Source organism: Bacillus sp. XB1, assembly GCF_053557995.1.
This window is the reverse complement of record NZ_JBNRIL010000001.1, coordinates 2,108,818-2,126,139: the sequence shown is the minus strand read 5'-3', so window position 1 is coordinate 2,126,139 and position 17,322 is coordinate 2,108,818. Positions and strand designations below refer to the sequence as shown.

The following is a 17,322-nucleotide window of genomic DNA, read 5'->3' as shown; positions in this document are numbered from 1 at the left end:
GAGGTTTTTTTGACGGATTGTGGCAAAAAGAAATAGCTAAAGGTGTGTTATACTAGAGAGCGAGGTGTTTGGTGATGAAAAAGAAAATGATGTTACAGTGGTTTGAGCAGGGAAGCATTGCAATTCCAAAATTGCTTATGATGCATTATAAAAAATTAGGTTTAAATGAGACGGAATTTATGGTTGTACTTCATGTACACACATTTTTAGAATCAGGTAATTCGTTTCCGACTCCTTCAGAGATTTCTGAACGGATGACGATAACGGAAATGAAATGTATGGAAGTAATTCAGACGTTGATTCAAAAAGGTTTTTTATCACTAGAAGGTGGACAAAGATCAGAAGCGATGATGTGCGAAAGTTATTCTTTACAACCGTTATGGGAAAAAATATTACATTTCTTAATGGATGAATCAATAGAGGAAGAGCAAAAAGAAAAAAAACAGCTACAAGTAAATTTATATACAGTATTTGAAAAAGAATTTGGAAGACCACTTTCGCCGTTCGAATGTGAAACGTTAGGGATGTGGGAGGACCAAGATCAACATCATCCAAATTTAATTCAAGCGGCTCTTAGAGAAGCTGTAATGAGTGGAAAACTAAATTTCCGATATATTGATCGTATTTTATTTGAGTGGAAAAAGAATGGAATTAAAACGGTAGATCAGGCTCAAAATCAAGGTCAAAAATTTAGAGCGAATCAACAAAGGGCACAACAAATGACAAAACAAGAGACGAAATTTACTGGAAAAGTGCCTTTTTATAATTGGTTGGAGCAGTAATATAGGAGGAAAAATATGCTTAACAAAACGCAAATCCGTTATTGTTTAGACACAATGGCGGATATGTATCCAGAAGCACATTGTGAATTGGTTCATGATAATCCATTTGAACTTGTAATCGCGGTGGCGTTATCTGCACAATGTACGGATGTACTTGTAAATAAAGTGACAAGAAATTTATTTCAAAAATATAAAACACCAGAAGATTATTTAAGTGTTTCTCTAGAAGAATTACAACAAGATATACGCTCTATCGGATTGTATAGAAATAAAGCAAAAAACATTCAAAAATTATGCCGAATGTTATTAGATGACTATAATGGAGAAGTACCGAACGATCGAGATGAACTTACGAAATTACCAGGTGTAGGAAGGAAAACAGCGAATGTTGTAGTTTCCGTAGCGTTTGGAATTCCGGCAATTGCTGTTGATACACATGTGGAGCGAGTGAGTAAACGATTAGCTATGTGTAGATGGAAAGACTCTGTGTTAGAAGTAGAAAAAACATTAATGAAGAAAGTACCAATGGATGAGTGGGGAGTTACACATCATCGTATGATTTTCTTTGGACGTTATCATTGTAAAGCACAACGACCGCAATGTGAGGAATGCAGACTGTTAGAAGTATGTCGTGAAGGAAAGAAGCGAATGAAGGTGAAATAAAGGATGGAACGAGTTATAGAAATACCGAAAGAATTTCACTGTTTACCATTTTTTAAAGAAAGTGTAAATTTAATTAAGTATCATACAGACAATTCTTTTGAAGAGATAATACAAAATACTTACTTTATATTTGATATTGAAAGACAGTATGAGCCATGGAAGGAAATTGAAAACAGCATTCCAGCGATGTTGAATGTATGGAAAAATAAGCATGAAGACATTGCTATACTGTTTCGAAATAGAAATAAGCAAGAGGCTGAGGGACCAATGATTCTTTTTGCAGCTCACTTGTTATCGGTTGTCTATTGGCTAAATGAACAACCTGTTCATAGTTTGAATGAAATGCAAATAAATACGAATAAATTAAAAGTGCAACCTGTTAATTTTATGGAAAGATATTCATTCATTATAAAGAAACCGAGTAATTATCATTCTTATATTCAATTAGCGCAGTTGTATATCGAAATAGAAAAGCTGTATGTAAAGAAAATGATAACAAAAAAGAAGTCCGCTTCTCGTTAAGAGAAACGGACTTCTTTTTTTGTATATTAGGACTCTGTTGTAACAACAGCACCGTCTGCGTGAGGTGTATCTCCTCCGGGATTTTGGTGTTGCTGTTCTTGTTGTTTCTTAGCCTCTTCTTCAGCTTTTTTCTTGGCCTCTTCTTCAGCTTTCTTCTTAGCTTCTTCTTCAGCTTTTTTCTTAGCTTCTTCTTCAGCTTTCCTTCTAGCTTCCTCATCAGCTTTCTTTTGAGCTTCTTCTTGCTGTTTACGTTGTTGTTCTTGCTGTTGCTGTTCTTGTTGTTTCTTAGCCTCTTCTTCAGCCTTTTTCTTAGCTTCGTCTTGTTTTACTTTATCTTCATTAGCCTTTTTCTGGGCTTCCTCATCAGCTTTTTTCTTAGCTTCTTCATCGGCCTTTTTCTTAGCCTCTTCTTCAGCTTTTTTTGCATCTGGAGTTCCGCCAGGCGCAGTGAAGGATGCACCAACTGCTGGGCTTGTGCCAGTACCTTTTTTCGCTACTACAGAGAAGCTGTAAGTAACACCTGGTTTAATACCACCAAGAGTAGCTGTCGTACCACTTATTGATAGGCTACCACTTGAACCGTCAGTTGCTTTATAGCTGGCTGCATATGCATCAACTTCTGCTGGTCCAGACCAGTTTAGTGTAACTGTGCTAGCGCCATCAAAAGTGACATTCAGACCACTAGGGGCATCTACTTTAATTTGTTTAATTGCATCTTTTTTCGCACCTTTTACGTATAACTCTCCGTTTATTTCTTGTACAGAAGAAGGACGTTCAAAGCGTGATTTATCTGTAGCGAATTTGCTCATCATTACTTGGAACATTTGCTGTGCAATTCTAGTGGAGCGATCGCTAACATAATTTTTTGGACCATCTTTTTCGTAACCGGTCCAAACAGCCATTGTGTATTGTGGCGTATATCCAGCAAACCAGCTATCTCTGTTTGCATCAGCTGGGATGTCATATTTTTGAAGAACTGATTCATCAAAGTTTTGTGTTCCTGTTTTACCTGCTACGTCAACACCTGAAACGTATGCTGTTGGACCTGTACCACCAGAACCAGGTTTTACTACGTCACGAAGAACGTCAGTAACCATATAAGCTGTATAGTCTTGCATTGCGCGATGTTCTTTCGGTTTAAAGCTTTTCTTTTTCCCGTCCGGGAAGGTTACTTCTTTTACGAAGTGTGGTTTATTATAGTTACCACTATTACCAAAGGTTGCATATGCACCTGCTACTTCTAATGGAGAACTATCGTTACTACCGATTGCTGTTGATTCGTAGACTTTTCCTTCTTTAAAGGTCATGCCTAAACCTTCAGCAAATTCTTTTGACTTATTAAGACCAACTGTTTGTGCTGTCTTTAAAGCTGGAATGTTTAATGACTTTTTCAAAGCTTCACGTAGTGAAACGTCACCTTTGTAACTCTTTGTTGCATTTTGTATTTTCTTACCATTGGAATACGTATACTCTGAGTCGTTTAATTGATGGTATGTAGACCATTGTAAATTTTCAATTGCCGGACCGTAGTCGAAAATTGGTTTCATTGTTGAACCAACTTGGCGTTTTAAATCAGTTGCCATATTATGACCTTTGAAAGTAGACTTACTTTCTTTACGTCCAGCACCAATTGCTCGAACTTCTCCAGACTGTGTATCCATAAATACGAATGACCCTTGGAATTGATCGTCCGGATACTTAATAAGATTGCCATCCATAATTTTGTCGGCGTAATCTTGAGCATCTTGATCAAGTGTTGTATGAATCGTTAAACCATCTGAACCGATATTTACATCAGGATATTCTTTTTCAACTTCTTTTACAACCGCATCTAAAAATGCTTGATACTTCATCTCAGTTACTTCTGAAGACGGTTGAAGGCCCTCAGTTACTGGAATCTTAACGGCGTTATTCATTTCTTCTTTTGTTATATAACCATGTCGATTCATTAATGATAATACGACATTACGACGATTTGTTGCTCGTTCAACATTTTCCTTTTTTGTTGGATCATAAATGTTTGGACCTTGGGGTAAACCAGCGAGCATAGCAGCTTCATGTAATTGCAAGTCTTTTAAATCTTTACCATAATATTTTTGCGCTGCTGTCGCAATACCGTATGAACGGTTACCTAAATTAATCTTATTTAAGTACATTTCTAAAATCTCATGTTTAGAGTATTGTTGCTCTAATTTGTAAGATAAGTACCATTCTTGCACTTTTCTTTTAGCAGTTTTGTCCATCGTTAGAAAGTAGTTTTTAACGACTTGCTGTGTAATCGTACTACCACCTTGGGAACCGAAACCACCAGTGACATTTTCCATAACTGCTTTTGTAGTTCGTTTAAAATCAATTCCATTATGATCATAGAAACGCGAATCCTCAGTTGCAAGAAATGCATTTTCAACTACTTTTGGAATTTGATCATAAGTAACATGTGTTCGTTTTTCAGCACCGTATTCATAAAAGAAATTTCCGTTTTTATCGAGAAACTTTGTTGATAAAGGATTAACAAGTTTGGATTTGTCTAATTTTGGAGCGTCCTTTACCATAACAAAGAAAGCGGAAACGCCGGCTACAAGACCAACGATACCAAGAAGTAGACAACCTATAAGGAATTTCTTGAAAAAGGAGCCTTTTTTCTTTGGTTTTTCTTCTTTATGTGTTTTTTTCTCTTGATTTTTCACATGATTTCGTTCTGTACGAGAACGATAATTATCTGACATTATACTTTCTCCTACCTTTCATTCTCTCCCCCAAAAGTCGAAAAAAGAGCCTTAGTGATGACTCTATCACGAAAAATAAACCATGTCTAGTACACGGATATAGTCAATCCGAGGGTGATAACCGCATGATAATAAGGATCCATGCTCTTCTATTTCTTCTTTCGTAATCGACTTGCGTCCACCAGTATTTTGACGATTCCAAAATGCAATAATATGTTTTGCATCTAGTAAATAAAATTCATCAAAAAGTGTAAATTTAATAATAACAAATGCAATTCCATTATGAGCAACCACTTGCTTCATATGTTCAATTTGATGAAGGTGGAAGTTTTGAAGTGGGAAACTAGTTTTATTTTTGGTTTCCTTTGCTTCAAAATCGATGTATTTCCCTTTGTATACACCGTTGTAATCTGTTGTAGAAGGTTGTTTAAAATACGCTTCTTTTACCACTGCAGCACTTCGAGCGGGGTAATCTACTTTTACAATTTGAAGAGGTGTAGGCTTTTTATGTACACATGCAATATTATGGGTTAAGTAATATTGATTTGTTTCATTCAATTCCTCTTCAAGGGACATACCTCTATTACTATAAGTATGTGTTTTTATAGGTGTTTTTTGAGGTTGTGAAGCTTGATTATACCTTTTTCCATTTGGGTAACGAATGGTCATAGTGTGTCCACCCCCAACTTGCTAAGAATTACTTACAAAGGTGATTATATCAAAAAATGAAAAAAGATGTGACCTTTTTGATGAAAGGTATGATGACTTATTTATGTTTACATGGAATGATTATATGAAAATTAAACAAAATCGAGAAAAAAATTTTTGTATAGAGGAAGAAAAAGCAATCATTCACAATATTAAAAAGAAAACAGAAATAGCTAATGTGGACAATATTTCTCGGACACAATCTTATCAAGAATATTATTTAAGAAATAGTGAAATCAGGTGGGCCTTTTTAGCGAGTATGGTTTCGAGAAATGCGGGCTGGAATATGACTGATTTAGAAGGGAGATATTATGCTACTGTTTTACCTAGAACGGTAAAAAAATATTTATTTCTTCTGTACGAACAGGCTAATTGGATTATTTTTTTAGATGCATTTCCTCAGCTATTATTGTATGAGGAAAGTAAGAAGAGACATGCACCTCTCTTTCATTTGTTGCAATACTTCAATGTATCAATTTTTATGGAAAAAGAATGGTTACTTTTCTGGGAAAGAAGAGATATGAATAGACTTATGACAGCGCTTATTATAAATGAACAAAATAAAATTCAAAAACCAGTCATTGAGAACACATATTTTAAAAAACATGTATTCCATACTGCACTTTTTAAAGTACAAGAAAGACTTCATATTAGTGCAGTTATCTTCCCAACAATTGAAGGGAGAATGTATGGGTTTTCGGTTTATCAATTTGAAACGTTACAAAAGCGTATAGAACTAGGAAAAAAATTAGCATGGTTATTGTTTCATCCAATTTATAATGGTTCGTTTTATAAGTTTGCACTGCAAACTACACATACTGGGTCTAGAGAAGATTATGAAGTTTACGCAAAGGAAACTCGAAAGTCTTATACGCCAACACTTAGAGATATTTATCCTGTTATTTTACATGGAGAAATAAAAATGAGAGATTGGTTTTGTGCAAATATGAAAATGAATGTGCTATTTGTACTTGAAGAACCTAAAGGGGAAGTTAATATAACAGAATGGTATAGAAGAAAGAGAGAACAAATCTATAGGCTATCTATCGTAAACCGTTTTGCTAAAAGGATCGATGAGTTCATGATATAATAAAAAAGAAGTCCCGTCTTCCATTTTGAAGACGGGACTTCTTAATTTGAAAAAATCCTGCTATGCGTGCTACAACTTTAATTTCAAAACGTAATGCTAGTAGGAGATTAAGGATGATTTGAAATTTAAATGTTCGTAATAAAGTCTCGCTTTATGTAGCAGGGAAGTTTGGACCATCTAGCTTTGGATTGCCAGTCTCGGGTTTATTTTGTTGTTTGTTTTGGTTTTTCTTTTTTTCATTTTTGTTCTTTGCCATTGTAATACACCTCCTTTTTGTATTGTTACCATTTCTATAAATGACATACGAAATGATTTCTTTGACGAATAACAACTAGTTTTGTCATGTGGGCAGGAGTGGTGAATCATTCGGCGAAATTACATGACAAAGGAAAAGCAAAGAAGGAGGCGTTTTGTATATGGCGATGGTTCAGAAGGAAGATGTAATGAAAAAAATGGATCAAATGTTAAGTTCTCTCGATTTGCTGGAAATGAATATAGGGATTAGAATGAATCATGCATTAAAGGATGCGAGTGAAAAAATATGTAATAAGATAGAAATAACAGAAATGCATATTGAACATATGGAAAATAAATTAGTGCATCACGAAGAAAAAGGGAATTGGGTGAAGACATTTCAAAACGTCGTAGTGAGTGCATAATAAGGTGGGAAAGAAATGAAGAATGAAGCATTAATACAGTCTTCAGAAAAACTCATGCAGTATAATAATGAAGCGAATGTAAAAAAAAGAGAACTAACTGAATACGACTTTTATAAGGATATGAAACCGTTTGTAGATATGGTAGATGAGGAATTAAAGAAGTGGAAAGAACTAGCTTATACGTGGATTAAAGAAGAAAAGCCAAAGTATATACATGTACAGCAAATTGATCAAGTATACGATAATTTACAAACGAATGTGTTGCAATGCTTTGTAAATAAAGGTAAAGGTAAACGATTCTTTGAAACACACCAAGCCATTTCGTATACTTTGCAAAATATAGTTGAGCAATGTAAATAACAAGAGGGAGAGCCCTCTTGTTATTTTTATGCTTCTGTCATTGTTGTAGGTTTTGTTGCGCCGTTTATTTCTAATTCTTTTATTAATGTTCGATAATCTGATATGCATATTTTTCCTTCGAGATACCAATGTCTCGCAAAGTCTAATAATTCATTTGCATTCTCTGTGCAATACCCCTTTTTTTGAGAAAACGCTTGTTTTAAATCCCCTAATACCATGTTGATTCCTCCCCCATGAGAATCTTCTTCTTAATTATCATAGCATGGAAGGGTTTTCTTTTTTAATTTTTTAAAAATTTAAACTTCCGACAAAAATAGACATATATTCCATCACACATATTATTTTATAGGTACATATTATATATGTAGAAACTTATGTGAAGGAGGAGAGAATGCATGTTTCAACAACCTAACGTATATCAGCAAACGAATCCATATGCACAGCAAAATATGTACCAATATAATACGGATACATATTTACGGTATAATATGTATCCTTTCGAGCCTTATTATGGAAATCAAAATTATTATCAACCGTTTGAAGTGTCCTTTATGAATCAAGCTCAACAACCACAACAGCAGCAACCTTATGTGAATCAAGTTCAACAATCACAAGCTCAGCAACCATACATGAATCAACCACAGCAGCAGCCTTATATGAATTCGCAATATTATATGCCACCACCATCGCCGTATGCTAATCAACAAGCGATGTTTTATCCACCAAAACAACCGTACCCGACGCAGGGTAAGCAAAAGCAACAACAGCCAAGCCAGTTTTCTAGTTTTGTTTCTCAATTTAAAACATCAGATGGTAACTATGATGTAAATAAAATGATGAATACAGCTGGACAAATGATGAATGCGATGAATCAAGTGACAGGTATTGTAAAGCAAGTTGGAGGCTTTTTTGGTAAGTGATGTTGAAGGATTGTCTATAAAAACAATGTAAATGAAATAAAGGACTAGACAAATTTCCTTGTAATAAATGGGTATATATAACAAACGGCTTTCTCTCTTTTCTCATACTGTAAAGTGTAATCAGATTTTTTTAACGAGAGAGGAGAGAAAAAACTATGCATCATTGTCATCCTTGCTTTGGAGGGCATAAGCCTACAGGACCTATTTGTACGACTGCTCCTGTCATTCATCCGACGAAACAATGCGTAACACACTCTTTTTCAACAACGGTGGTGCCACACATTTTCCCAACACATACAACACATGTACATCATCAACAAATTAAAAACCAAAACTTCTTCCCGCAAACAAATTCAAATGTAAATGTTGTGGACCCAATCGACCCAGGATTCGGCGGCGGATGTGGACCGTGTGGCCATGGACATCATGGACATCATGGACATCACGTATCACCATTTGGTCCAGGACCAAATGTATCTCCGTTTGGACCAAACGTATCACCATTCGGACCGAATATTGGACCAAACGTATCACCATTCGGTCCAAATATCGGACCAAACGTTGGTGGAATGTTTAAAAAGTAAATGATATGTTAGAACTAGCGAAATGCTAGTTCTTTTTTTGTAATTGGAGTGTTGATATGAAAGTTATTGCAGTAACAGGATATAAGCCATTTGAACTTGGAATATTTAAAAATGATCATCCAGGGGTGGAGTGTATAAAGAAAGCGTTACACCGTAAATTAACCAATTTTGTAGAAGATGGTTTAGAGTGGGTTATAATAAGTGGCCAATTAGGTGTAGAATTATGGGCTGCTGAAGTTGTTTTTGAAATGCAAGTAGAATATCCAGATTTAAAATTAGCGGTATTCACTCCGTTTTTAGAACAAGAAGAAAATTGGAAAGAAGATAATCGTGAATATTATGAATTTATCCTTTCTCAAGCAGACCATGTTGATAGTATCACGAAACGGAAGTATGAAAGTCCAGAGCAATTTAAATTAAAAAATCACTTTTTTATTGAAAAAAGTGATGCGCTTTTAGCGGTATACGATGAAGAAAAACCAGGAAGTCCCAAATATATTGTAGAAGCAGCAAAGAAAAAAGGAGAAATAGAAAATTATCACAGTTATTTCATTCTTTTTTCTGATTTACAAGATATAATAGAAGAGGAACAGTGGAATAATGCAGAGTAATATGTAATATAGTACTCGTATATATGATTGACAAAAAGCATTGTTTCTGAAAAAATTTAGTTAATGAAAGTTTTGGTAAAAATTTGAGGTGAAGAAAATGATTTCGGATAAAATTAAATTAACAGCGAAAGATATTTTAGAAAAAGAATTTAAAACAGGTATGAGAGGTTATCAGCAAGAAGAAGTAGACAAGTTTCTTGATATGATCATTAAAGACTATGAAGCTTTCCACAAAGAGTTTGAGCAATTAAAGCAACAAAATGCTCGTTTAAAGCGTGAATTAGAGGAACAAAAACTAGCAGTAACGCAAGTTCCACAACAACCTGTACAAACACCAGTTGCACAACCAGTTTATAACAACACGAATACGGATATTTTAAAACGCTTATCTAACTTAGAAAAAGCTGTATTTGGAAGTAAGTTATACGAATGATGTAAGGTGGGAAAAGGTTTAAGCATTTTACATAGAAAAAAACGTTGCAAAATCTTTTTGTTTCCACTATACTAATGGATGTCATAACGTTTGGGTAATCGCTGCAACGCCAACGTTGTAGAGGAAAGTCCATGCTCGCACGGCCTGAGATGGCTGTAGTGTTCGTGCCTAGCCAATTCATAAGCTAGGGTATTCTGGCTGTAAGGCTGGTTTAACGGCAGGGAAAAAACCTAAGTCCTTTCGGATATGGTTTGACTACCTTTAAAGTGCCACAGTGACGAAGTCCTTGAAGAAATGATAGGAGTGGAACGAGGTAAACCCCACGAGCGAGAAACCCAAATAATGGTAGGGGAATCTTTTCCAAGGAAATGAACGACGGGAAAGGACAGGTTTTATAACCTGTAGATAGATGATTGCCACCGGAGTACGAGGCGTGGGCCGTTTGTAGTACAAAGGAACAGAACATGGCTTACAGAACGTTATGAACCAACTATGAAATAACTCAGCTCTCCTTTGTTAGAGGAGGGCTTTTTATTTGTATGAAGTTATAAAGTATGAGTTAAAATGGTTAATGAGAAAATTTTTCGTAAAATGTAATGATTAATAGGACCAATTGCTATTAATTATTGTTTGAATATACATAAGAGGTGAATGCAAATGGGAAAAGTTACTTTAATTGCAACAGCGGCAATGGGTATTGAAGCGTTAGTTGCCCGAGAAGTTCGCGATCTTGGTTATGAATGTCAAGTAGAAAACAGCAAAGTAACATTTGAAGCAGATGAAAAGGCGATTTGTCGTACGAATTTATGGTTACGTACTGCGGACCGTGTAAAAATTAAAGTTGGCGAATTTAAAGCAACAACATTTGATGAGCTATTTGAAAAAACGAAAGCATTAAACTGGGGAGATTATATTCCAGAGAATGGTGAATTCCCTGTTATTGGTAAATCTTTAAAATCTGAATTATTCAGTGTTTCGGATTGCCAACGTATCGTTAAAAAAGCTGTCGTTGAAAAATTAAAAACAACATATAAACGTACAACTTGGTTTGAAGAAGATGGTCCATTATTCCGTATTGAGATTGCAATGCTCAAGGATATTGCAACATTAACAATTGATGCGAGCGGTGTTGGACTTCATAAACGTGGATACCGTATGGATCAAGGGGAAGCTCCGTTAAAAGAAACATTAGCTGCGTCTTTAATTAAATTAACAAACTGGAAGCCAGATCGTCCATTTGTTGATCCATTCTGTGGATCAGGTACAATTCCGATTGAAGCAGCATTAATTGGACAAAACATCGCACCAGGATTTAACCGTGGTTTCGCATCTGACGAGTGGGGCTGGGTAGGTAAACAAAACTGGCGTGAAGCTCGTCAAGAAGCTGAAGATTTAGCGAACTATGATCAACGATTACAAATCATTGGATCAGATATTGATCATCGTATGATTCGAGTTGCTCAAGATAATGCAGAAGAAGTAGGCTTAGGCGATTTAATTACATTTAAACAAATGCAAGTAAAAGATTTCACAACAAAAGAGGATTATGGCTATGTTGTAACGAATCCTCCATACGGAGAACGTTTAAGTGAAAAAGCACTTGTTGAACAATTGTACAAAGAAATGGGACAAGTATTCCGCCCATTAGATACATGGTCAGCGTATGTATTAACAAGTTACGAAGCATTTGAGAAGTGCTATGGAAAAGATGCATCGAAGAAACGTAAACTGTTTAACGGATTTATCCGTACAGATTACTACCAATACTTCGGAAAACGTCCACCGCGTAATTCATAGTATAAAACTCCTCCAGCGCGCATATACTGGCTATTATGTAATGCGTAAAGGAGGAAGTGATATGGATAATTTCCAATTATCAATGATTCAAAAAGCTATTCACCGTACGTATGATGAGCTCGGAAAAGAAGTGGATAGTCAAGATGCGATTGTAGATGAAATACAAAAAGCACAAGAAGAATATTTGTCAGCTCTTTCACATGAAACAGCGATTGATAAAAGGTATTTAAAGTCATTAATATAGAAGAAAATTTTCCTTTTTCGAAAGGAAAATTTTTTTTCGTGTATTTATATGTATGGCAACAGGGGAAAGTAGCTGCACACATATGAGTAGCGGTTACTATATCTTTTTATAGAAAAACTTTTTGGTTGGAGGCTAAGGATGTTTACTGAGAAGAGATTACCATTTGAAGTAGGAAAACAAGACAATTTTTATGATAAGTTGAATGAGTGGATTGGAGATGTGTTTTACGACATCCTTCCGGAAAAAGGTTTTGAAGAGCGTGATGAACAAATTTTTATGGCGTTTCAATTAGAGCGTGCTTTCCAAGAAAAGAAAGTTATGTTCGCAGAAGCGGGTGTAGGAACAGGGAAAACTATTGTATATCTTCTATATGCAATTTGCTATGCGCGTTATACTGGAAAACCAGCTATAATTGCTTGTGCAGATGAAACGTTAATTGAGCAGCTTGTGAAAGAAGAAGGGGACATTGCTAAGTTATCTGAAGCATTAGGGCTATCTGTTGATGTAAGGCTTGCAAAATCAATGGATAATTATTTATGCTTACGTAAACTTGAAGATGTTATGAGTGGACGAGCTCCAGAAGTAATTGAAGACGTATATTATGAATTACCACAATTCGTATTTGATCATGGTACGATGCAAAACTTTACTCACTATGGTGACCGAAAAGAATTTCCACTATTAAATGACGAAGAATGGTCAAAAGTAAATTGGGATTACTTCCAAGATTGCTTCACTTGTGATTCTCGTCATCGTTGCGGTCAAACTCTTTCTCGTGAACATTATCGTAAAGCAGCAGATTTAATTATTTGTTCTCAAGATTTTTATATGGATCATATTTGGACGTACGATGCTCGAAAGCGTGAAGGACAAATTCCATTATTACCAGAAAGTAGTTGTGTTGTATTCGATGAAGGACATCTTGTAGAATATGCAGCTCAAAAAGCTTTAACATATCGTTTAAAGCAAACGATGATGGAGCAACTACTAACGAGATTGCTACAAAACGATATTCGTGAGGAGTTTGCACATTTAGTAGAAGAAACAATTTGGCAAACAGAGCGATTCTTTGATGTGTTACAAGAAAACAAAAAAGAAATTGCCGGTTCTGATCGTTTAGAAATTACTGTGACAGAAAAAGTAACAGCTGAAGCAAAACGACTTTATGCGAAAATTGGTGAAGTCGGTGATGCGTTAGTATTTGAAAGTGAAATGCATACAGTAAATACGTATGATTTAAATATCGTTGATGAACATTTAGATGTATTAGAACATTCACTTCGTCTATTCATGCATGAGAAAAATGTAATTACATGGGGTGAAGAAGGTGATGGAGCCTTCACGTTAGTAATTATGCCACGTGCAGTTGAAGAAGTATTACAAGAGAAAGTATTCTCGAAGAAAATCCCGTATATCTTCTCATCTGCTACATTATCTAATAACGATTCATTCGCATTTACAGCAAATAGCCTAGGGGTAAAAGATTACTTATCATTCTCAGTTGCCTCACCATTTGATTATGAAGAGCAAATGGCAGTAAACTTACTATCGCATACGAAAGAAAATGAGTGGGAAAGAAAGTGTCAATATACACTTGAAAATATACAGAAAACAAACGGACGTACACTTGTATTATTCCGTACAACGCAAGAACTTGCAGCGTTTAAAGAATATGTAAGTAAAGAACAAATGTCAGTTCCGTTCCTATATGAAGGGGATCAAGAAATTAGTCAGCTCGTTTCTCGCTTCCAAAATGAAGAAGAGACTGTACTTTGTGCCGTTCATTTATGGGAAGGTTTAGACATTCCTGGTTCATCATTATCACATGTTATCATTTGGTCATTACCATTCCCTCCAAACGATCCCGTGTTTGAAGCGAAGCGTAAACATGTGAATGACCCGTTCTGGGATGTAGATGTACCATATATGATTTTACGTCTTCGTCAAGGGATTGGTCGTTTAATTCGTACGAGCGACGATAAAGGTGCTATATCAATCTTCTTATCTGATACAGAAGATGAGAAAGTGATAGAAGCGGTGAAAAACGTACTACCAGTAGAAGGTAAAGAATTATAAGGAGAAAGCTTGGCGCTTGCCAAGCTTTTTTTCTATTATAAAAGGAAATTAGATTTTCATGTCGAATTAAGTTTGAGGTAGAAAAAGGAGGTTTTTATACAATGACAGTAGCTACATATGAAGTAGAAAAACAATTTTTAACATACGTGAAGAAGATACAAAATTACGGAGAAGCATTAAGCTTAATGTTTTGGGACTTGAGAACAGGGGCGCCTAAAAAAGGTGTAGACCAGCGTTCAGAAGTAATTGGCATGCTTTCATCAGAAGTATTTGCCATGTCGACTTCAGATGAGATGGGGAACTATTTAACAGAGCTTGAAGCTTTAATACGTGAAGATAAACTTTCTGAAACGACGAAGAAAATGGTTGAAGAGTGTCGTAAAGAATATGATAGAAATAAGAAAATTCCACAAGCGGAATACGAAGCGTATGTGAAATTAGAAGCGAAAGCAGAGAGTGTGTGGGAAGAAGCTCGCGAAAAATCTGATTTCGAAATGTTCCGCCCGTACTTAGAAAAAATTGTTGAATTTAAAAAGAAATTTATTACATATTGGGGTTACGAAACATATAAATACAATACATTATTAGACATGTATGAGCCAGGTATTACAGTAGAAGTTTTAGATCACGTATTTGGTCAACTTCGTGAGCGCATCGTGCCGCTTGTAAAAGAAATCTCTGAGTCTAAAAAAGGATTAAAAACAAGTGCTTTATCGGAGAAATTTTCAAAAGAAAAACAAAAGAACTTTACATTAGAACTATTAAAGCAATTGAATTATGACTTTGAAGCAGGTCGTCTTGATGAAACAGTACATCCATTCGAGATTACATTAAATAGAGGGGATGTTCGTATTACGACACGCTATGACGAAAAGGATTTCCGCATGGCTGTGTTTGGAACAATTCATGAATGTGGTCATGCAGTATATGAACAAAACATTGCAGAACAATTTGAAGGTACACCACTTTGCAGTGGTACATCTATGGGTATTCACGAATCACAATCATTATTCTTTGAGAACTTTATCGGCCGTAATAAATCATTCTGGAAGAAAAATTATGATTTATTAAAAGAGTATAGCAATGGTCAATTTGATGATATGTCAGTCGATGAATTTTATGATGCAATTAACGAATCAAAGCCGTCATTCATTCGTATAGAAGCAGATGAGCTTACATACCCGCTTCATGTTATGGTGCGTTATGAATTAGAGAAAGAATTATTTGATGGTACATTACAAGTGAAGGACTTACCAGCAGCTTGGAATGATAAGATGGAAGCATATTTAGGAATTCGTCCGGAAAATGATGCGCAAGGTGTATTGCAAGATGTTCACTGGGCTGGTGGCTCATTTGGATACTTCCCATCTTATGCGCTTGGTTACATGTATGCAGCGCAATTTAAGCAAAGAATGTTAAAAGACATTCCGAACTTTGATGCATTGTTAGAAGAAGGAAACGTAACACCAATTCGTGAATGGTTAACAGAACATATTCACCAATATGGTAAAACGAAAAAGCCACTTGAAATTTTAGAAGATGTAACAGGCGAAGGGCTAAATGCAAATTACTTAGCAGATTATTTAGAAACGAAATATAAAGAGATTTATGAGTTGTAAAAAAAGAGCTGCTTAATTGCAGCTCTTTTTATTAAAGGGGATGAGAGAATGGGGTATACATATACAGTAATGAAGCAAGAAGAAGCGGAGGAAATCGCGTATAACTGGCATTATAAAGGGGAATATTCCTTTTACGATATAGAGGCAGATGAAGAAGATTTAGCTGAGTTTTTAGAGGGTGAGAGTAGAGGGAATCATGTGTTTTCTGTGAAAGAAAATGGTACTCTCATTGGGTTCTTTACGGTTTGTAAAATAAATAATGGAACGGTTGATATAGGACTTGGAATGAGACCTAATATAACTGGTAATGGATTTGGTTTACAGTTCGTGAATGCTGGACTAGCTTTTAGCAAAGAAAAATACGGATGCAAATATATAACACTATCAGTAGCGACATTTAATGAGAGAGCGATAAAAGTGTATAAAAGGGCGGGATTTGAAGCGGTTGGAACGTTTATACAGAAAACAAATGGTGGTTGTTTTGAGTTCTTGAAAATGAACTATATATGTAAACGTGATTAAAAAACAGAGAATCTTCTGTTTTTTTATTTTGATTTAGAAATATATGATACATATTGTTTACTTGTTGTAATTGAGAGTTTTGAAATTTTGGTAGAGGGTGTGTATGATAGAAGTTTAGTAGCAAATAGTAGGTTTAGCAAGGAAAGGTAGAGGTAGTATGATTACAATTAAAACGAAAAATGAAATAGATTTGATGCATGAATCTGGAAAATTACTTGCTTCATGTCATAAAGAAATTGCGAAAATGATAAAGCCAGGTATAACGACACAAGAGATTGATACGTTTGTTGAAATGTATTTAAAAAAGCATGGTGCCACATCTGAACAGAAAGGTTACAACGGGTATCCATATGCGATATGTGCATCTGTAAACGATGAAATGTGTCATGCGTTTCCGGCCGATGTTCCTTTAACTGAGGGTAATATTGTAACAATTGACACGGTAGTAAACTTAAATGGGGGGCTTTCAGATTCTGCTTGGACGTATAGAGTTGGAAAAGTTTCTGATGAAGCAGAAAAGTTGTTGTTAGTAGCTGAGAATGCTTTGTATAAAGGGATTGATCAGGCGGTAATTGGTAATCATGTAGGAGACATTGGCTATGCAATTGAAAGTTATGTAACAAATGAAGGTTTTTCTGTCGCAAGAGACTTTACGGGACATGGGATTGGTAAAGAGATTCATGAAGAACCAGCAATTTTTCATTTTGGGAAACAAGGACAAGGACCTCAGTTACAAGAAGGAATGGTAATTACAATTGAACCGATTGTAAATATAGGTATGCGATATTCTAAAGTAGATTTAAATGGGTGGACTGTACGAACGATGGACGGGAAATTATCAGCTCAATATGAGCATACAATTGCGATTACAAAAGATGGGCCAATCATTTTAACGAAGTTGTAATTGGGAATGAAAGAGTTTGCAAAACTCGAACAAAGATAGTGGTTTTTAAAAATTTGTACGTGTTTTTTTGATAAATGCTTTTCAAAGCATAAAAAGTACGTT

The 17,322-nt window shown here is 35.4% G+C and carries 20 protein-coding genes and 1 other RNA gene; 17 read left to right on the top strand and 4 right to left on the bottom strand.

The window, feature by feature from the left end; translation table 11 throughout:
• Nucleotides 1-74: 74 nt before the first annotated feature.
• From dnaD to ACK1U5_RS10780, 3 genes are read left to right on the top strand one after another with little or no spacing between them, the layout of a single operon-like run.
• Nucleotides 75-782 carry a DNA replication protein DnaD gene (gene dnaD, locus ACK1U5_RS10790; protein ID WP_000728552.1) on the top strand — a complete coding sequence of 236 codons (708 nt, stop codon included), beginning with the start codon at nucleotides 75-77 and terminating at the stop codon, nucleotides 780-782.
• Nucleotides 783-797: 15 nt separating this feature from the next.
• Entirely contained in the window at nucleotides 798-1,445 is a 648-nt protein-coding gene (nth, locus tag ACK1U5_RS10785; RefSeq protein WP_000933034.1) for an endonuclease III, read from the top strand.
• Nucleotides 1,446-1,448: 3 nt separating this feature from the next.
• Nucleotides 1,449-1,967 carry a YpoC family protein gene (locus ACK1U5_RS10780; protein ID WP_000442650.1) on the top strand — a complete coding sequence of 173 codons (519 nt, stop codon included), beginning with the start codon at nucleotides 1,449-1,451 and terminating at the stop codon, nucleotides 1,965-1,967.
• A 26-nt stretch (nucleotides 1,968-1,993) separates the two neighbouring features.
• Here the strand turns inward: ACK1U5_RS10780 and ACK1U5_RS10775 are convergent, their stop codons facing one another.
• Nucleotides 1,994-4,693 carry a PBP1A family penicillin-binding protein gene (locus ACK1U5_RS10775; protein ID WP_001283099.1) on the bottom strand — a complete coding sequence of 900 codons (2,700 nt, stop codon included), beginning with the start codon at nucleotides 4,691-4,693 and terminating at the stop codon, nucleotides 1,994-1,996.
• A 66-nt stretch (nucleotides 4,694-4,759) separates the two neighbouring features.
• On the bottom strand, nucleotides 4,760-5,362 hold the full coding sequence (gene recU, locus ACK1U5_RS10770; RefSeq protein ID WP_000155598.1) for a Holliday junction resolvase RecU: 603 nt from the start codon (nucleotides 5,360-5,362) through the stop codon (nucleotides 4,760-4,762).
• Between the two features lie 103 nt (nucleotides 5,363-5,465).
• On the opposite strand from recU, the gene ACK1U5_RS10765 reads away from it, so the two are divergent.
• Nucleotides 5,466-6,491, top strand: coding sequence for a DUF2515 domain-containing protein (locus tag ACK1U5_RS10765; RefSeq protein WP_448814821.1), 1,026 nt, complete (start codon nucleotides 5,466-5,468; stop codon nucleotides 6,489-6,491).
• 151 nt (nucleotides 6,492-6,642) lie between these two features.
• On the opposite strand, the gene ACK1U5_RS10760 is transcribed toward ACK1U5_RS10765, so the two are convergent.
• Nucleotides 6,643-6,822: a hypothetical protein gene (locus ACK1U5_RS10760; RefSeq protein WP_001987054.1), complete on the bottom strand. Its 180-nt coding sequence runs from the start codon at nucleotides 6,820-6,822 to the stop codon at nucleotides 6,643-6,645.
• 85 nt (nucleotides 6,823-6,907) lie between these two features.
• Here ACK1U5_RS10760 and ACK1U5_RS10755 point away from each other — a divergent pair, with 85 nt between their 5' ends.
• A complete protein-coding gene (locus tag ACK1U5_RS10755) occupies nucleotides 6,908-7,150 on the top strand; it encodes a hypothetical protein (protein WP_001252036.1) in 243 nt (80 codons plus the stop codon).
• 15 nt (nucleotides 7,151-7,165) lie between these two features.
• Nucleotides 7,166-7,510 (top strand): YppE family protein, encoded by a 345-nt coding sequence (locus ACK1U5_RS10750; protein ID WP_000786940.1) that lies wholly within the window; start codon nucleotides 7,166-7,168, stop codon nucleotides 7,508-7,510.
• A gap of 26 nt (nucleotides 7,511-7,536) precedes the next feature.
• Here ACK1U5_RS10750 and ACK1U5_RS10745 read toward each other — a convergent pair whose 3' ends face one another.
• Nucleotides 7,537-7,728 (bottom strand): YppF family protein, encoded by a 192-nt coding sequence (locus ACK1U5_RS10745; protein WP_000242652.1) that lies wholly within the window; start codon nucleotides 7,726-7,728, stop codon nucleotides 7,537-7,539.
• Nucleotides 7,729-7,905: 177 nt separating this feature from the next.
• Between ACK1U5_RS10745 and ACK1U5_RS10740 the strand changes: the two genes are divergently transcribed.
• From ACK1U5_RS10740 to ACK1U5_RS10690, 11 genes are all read left to right on the top strand, one after another.
• Nucleotides 7,906-8,430: a YppG family protein gene (locus tag ACK1U5_RS10740; protein WP_030024706.1), complete on the top strand. Its 525-nt coding sequence runs from the start codon at nucleotides 7,906-7,908 to the stop codon at nucleotides 8,428-8,430.
• 155 nt (nucleotides 8,431-8,585) lie between these two features.
• Nucleotides 8,586-9,014, top strand: coding sequence for a CotD family spore coat protein (locus ACK1U5_RS10735; protein WP_000546268.1), 429 nt, complete (start codon nucleotides 8,586-8,588; stop codon nucleotides 9,012-9,014).
• A gap of 56 nt (nucleotides 9,015-9,070) precedes the next feature.
• Nucleotides 9,071-9,625: a DUF1273 domain-containing protein gene (locus ACK1U5_RS10730; protein ID WP_000862913.1), complete on the top strand. Its 555-nt coding sequence runs from the start codon at nucleotides 9,071-9,073 to the stop codon at nucleotides 9,623-9,625.
• A 97-nt stretch (nucleotides 9,626-9,722) separates the two neighbouring features.
• Nucleotides 9,723-10,058, top strand: coding sequence for a cell division regulator GpsB (gene gpsB / locus ACK1U5_RS10725; RefSeq protein WP_000622431.1), 336 nt, complete (start codon nucleotides 9,723-9,725; stop codon nucleotides 10,056-10,058).
• Between the two features lie 86 nt (nucleotides 10,059-10,144).
• An RNA gene (rnpB, locus tag ACK1U5_RS10720) (RNase P RNA component class B) lies at nucleotides 10,145-10,535 on the top strand.
• Between the two features lie 180 nt (nucleotides 10,536-10,715).
• Nucleotides 10,716-11,855: a THUMP domain-containing class I SAM-dependent RNA methyltransferase gene (locus ACK1U5_RS10715; protein WP_000521224.1), complete on the top strand. Its 1,140-nt coding sequence runs from the start codon at nucleotides 10,716-10,718 to the stop codon at nucleotides 11,853-11,855.
• 61 nt (nucleotides 11,856-11,916) lie between these two features.
• Nucleotides 11,917-12,099 (top strand): DUF3921 family protein, encoded by a 183-nt coding sequence (locus ACK1U5_RS10710; RefSeq protein WP_000368569.1) that lies wholly within the window; start codon nucleotides 11,917-11,919, stop codon nucleotides 12,097-12,099.
• Nucleotides 12,100-12,237: 138 nt separating this feature from the next.
• Entirely contained in the window at nucleotides 12,238-14,175 is a 1,938-nt protein-coding gene (locus tag ACK1U5_RS10705) for an ATP-dependent DNA helicase (protein ID WP_000493698.1), read from the top strand.
• A 101-nt stretch (nucleotides 14,176-14,276) separates the two neighbouring features.
• Nucleotides 14,277-15,794 carry a carboxypeptidase gene (gene ypwA, locus ACK1U5_RS10700; protein WP_000215071.1) on the top strand — a complete coding sequence of 506 codons (1,518 nt, stop codon included), beginning with the start codon at nucleotides 14,277-14,279 and terminating at the stop codon, nucleotides 15,792-15,794.
• 48 nt (nucleotides 15,795-15,842) lie between these two features.
• Entirely contained in the window at nucleotides 15,843-16,316 is a 474-nt protein-coding gene (locus tag ACK1U5_RS10695) for a GNAT family N-acetyltransferase (protein ID WP_000542516.1), read from the top strand.
• A 157-nt stretch (nucleotides 16,317-16,473) separates the two neighbouring features.
• Nucleotides 16,474-17,220 (top strand): type I methionyl aminopeptidase, encoded by a 747-nt coding sequence (locus ACK1U5_RS10690; RefSeq protein ID WP_000628415.1) that lies wholly within the window; start codon nucleotides 16,474-16,476, stop codon nucleotides 17,218-17,220.
• Nucleotides 17,221-17,322: the final 102 nt, after the last annotated feature.

What these genes read in the sequence shown, in the direction of transcription:
- ACK1U5_RS10715 (WP_000521224.1), top strand. Translation starts at nt 10,716, where the DNA reads ATGGGAAAAGTTACTTTAATTGCAACAGCGGCAATGGGTATTGAAGCG.
- ACK1U5_RS10710 (WP_000368569.1), top strand. Translation starts at nt 11,917, where the DNA reads ATGGATAATTTCCAATTATCAATGATTCAAAAAGCTATTCACCGTACG.
- recU (WP_000155598.1), bottom strand. Translation starts at nt 5,362, where the DNA reads ATGACCATTCGTTACCCAAATGGAAAAAGGTATAATCAAGCTTCACAA.
- ACK1U5_RS10775 (WP_001283099.1), bottom strand. Translation starts at nt 4,693, where the DNA reads ATGTCAGATAATTATCGTTCTCGTACAGAACGAAATCATGTGAAAAAT.
- ACK1U5_RS10740 (WP_030024706.1), top strand. Translation starts at nt 7,906, where the DNA reads ATGTTTCAACAACCTAACGTATATCAGCAAACGAATCCATATGCACAG.
- ACK1U5_RS10690 (WP_000628415.1), top strand. Translation starts at nt 16,474, where the DNA reads ATGATTACAATTAAAACGAAAAATGAAATAGATTTGATGCATGAATCT.
- gpsB (WP_000622431.1), top strand. Translation starts at nt 9,723, where the DNA reads ATGATTTCGGATAAAATTAAATTAACAGCGAAAGATATTTTAGAAAAA.
- ypwA (WP_000215071.1), top strand. Translation starts at nt 14,277, where the DNA reads ATGACAGTAGCTACATATGAAGTAGAAAAACAATTTTTAACATACGTG.
- ACK1U5_RS10755 (WP_001252036.1), top strand. Translation starts at nt 6,908, where the DNA reads ATGGCGATGGTTCAGAAGGAAGATGTAATGAAAAAAATGGATCAAATG.
- ACK1U5_RS10765 (WP_448814821.1), top strand. Translation starts at nt 5,466, where the DNA reads ATGTTTACATGGAATGATTATATGAAAATTAAACAAAATCGAGAAAAA.
- ACK1U5_RS10745 (WP_000242652.1), bottom strand. Translation starts at nt 7,728, where the DNA reads ATGGTATTAGGGGATTTAAAACAAGCGTTTTCTCAAAAAAAGGGGTAT.
- ACK1U5_RS10705 (WP_000493698.1), top strand. Translation starts at nt 12,238, where the DNA reads ATGTTTACTGAGAAGAGATTACCATTTGAAGTAGGAAAACAAGACAAT.
- dnaD (WP_000728552.1), top strand. Translation starts at nt 75, where the DNA reads ATGAAAAAGAAAATGATGTTACAGTGGTTTGAGCAGGGAAGCATTGCA.
- ACK1U5_RS10730 (WP_000862913.1), top strand. Translation starts at nt 9,071, where the DNA reads ATGAAAGTTATTGCAGTAACAGGATATAAGCCATTTGAACTTGGAATA.
- ACK1U5_RS10735 (WP_000546268.1), top strand. Translation starts at nt 8,586, where the DNA reads ATGCATCATTGTCATCCTTGCTTTGGAGGGCATAAGCCTACAGGACCT.
- nth (WP_000933034.1), top strand. Translation starts at nt 798, where the DNA reads ATGCTTAACAAAACGCAAATCCGTTATTGTTTAGACACAATGGCGGAT.
- ACK1U5_RS10750 (WP_000786940.1), top strand. Translation starts at nt 7,166, where the DNA reads ATGAAGAATGAAGCATTAATACAGTCTTCAGAAAAACTCATGCAGTAT.
- ACK1U5_RS10695 (WP_000542516.1), top strand. Translation starts at nt 15,843, where the DNA reads ATGGGGTATACATATACAGTAATGAAGCAAGAAGAAGCGGAGGAAATC.
- ACK1U5_RS10780 (WP_000442650.1), top strand. Translation starts at nt 1,449, where the DNA reads ATGGAACGAGTTATAGAAATACCGAAAGAATTTCACTGTTTACCATTT.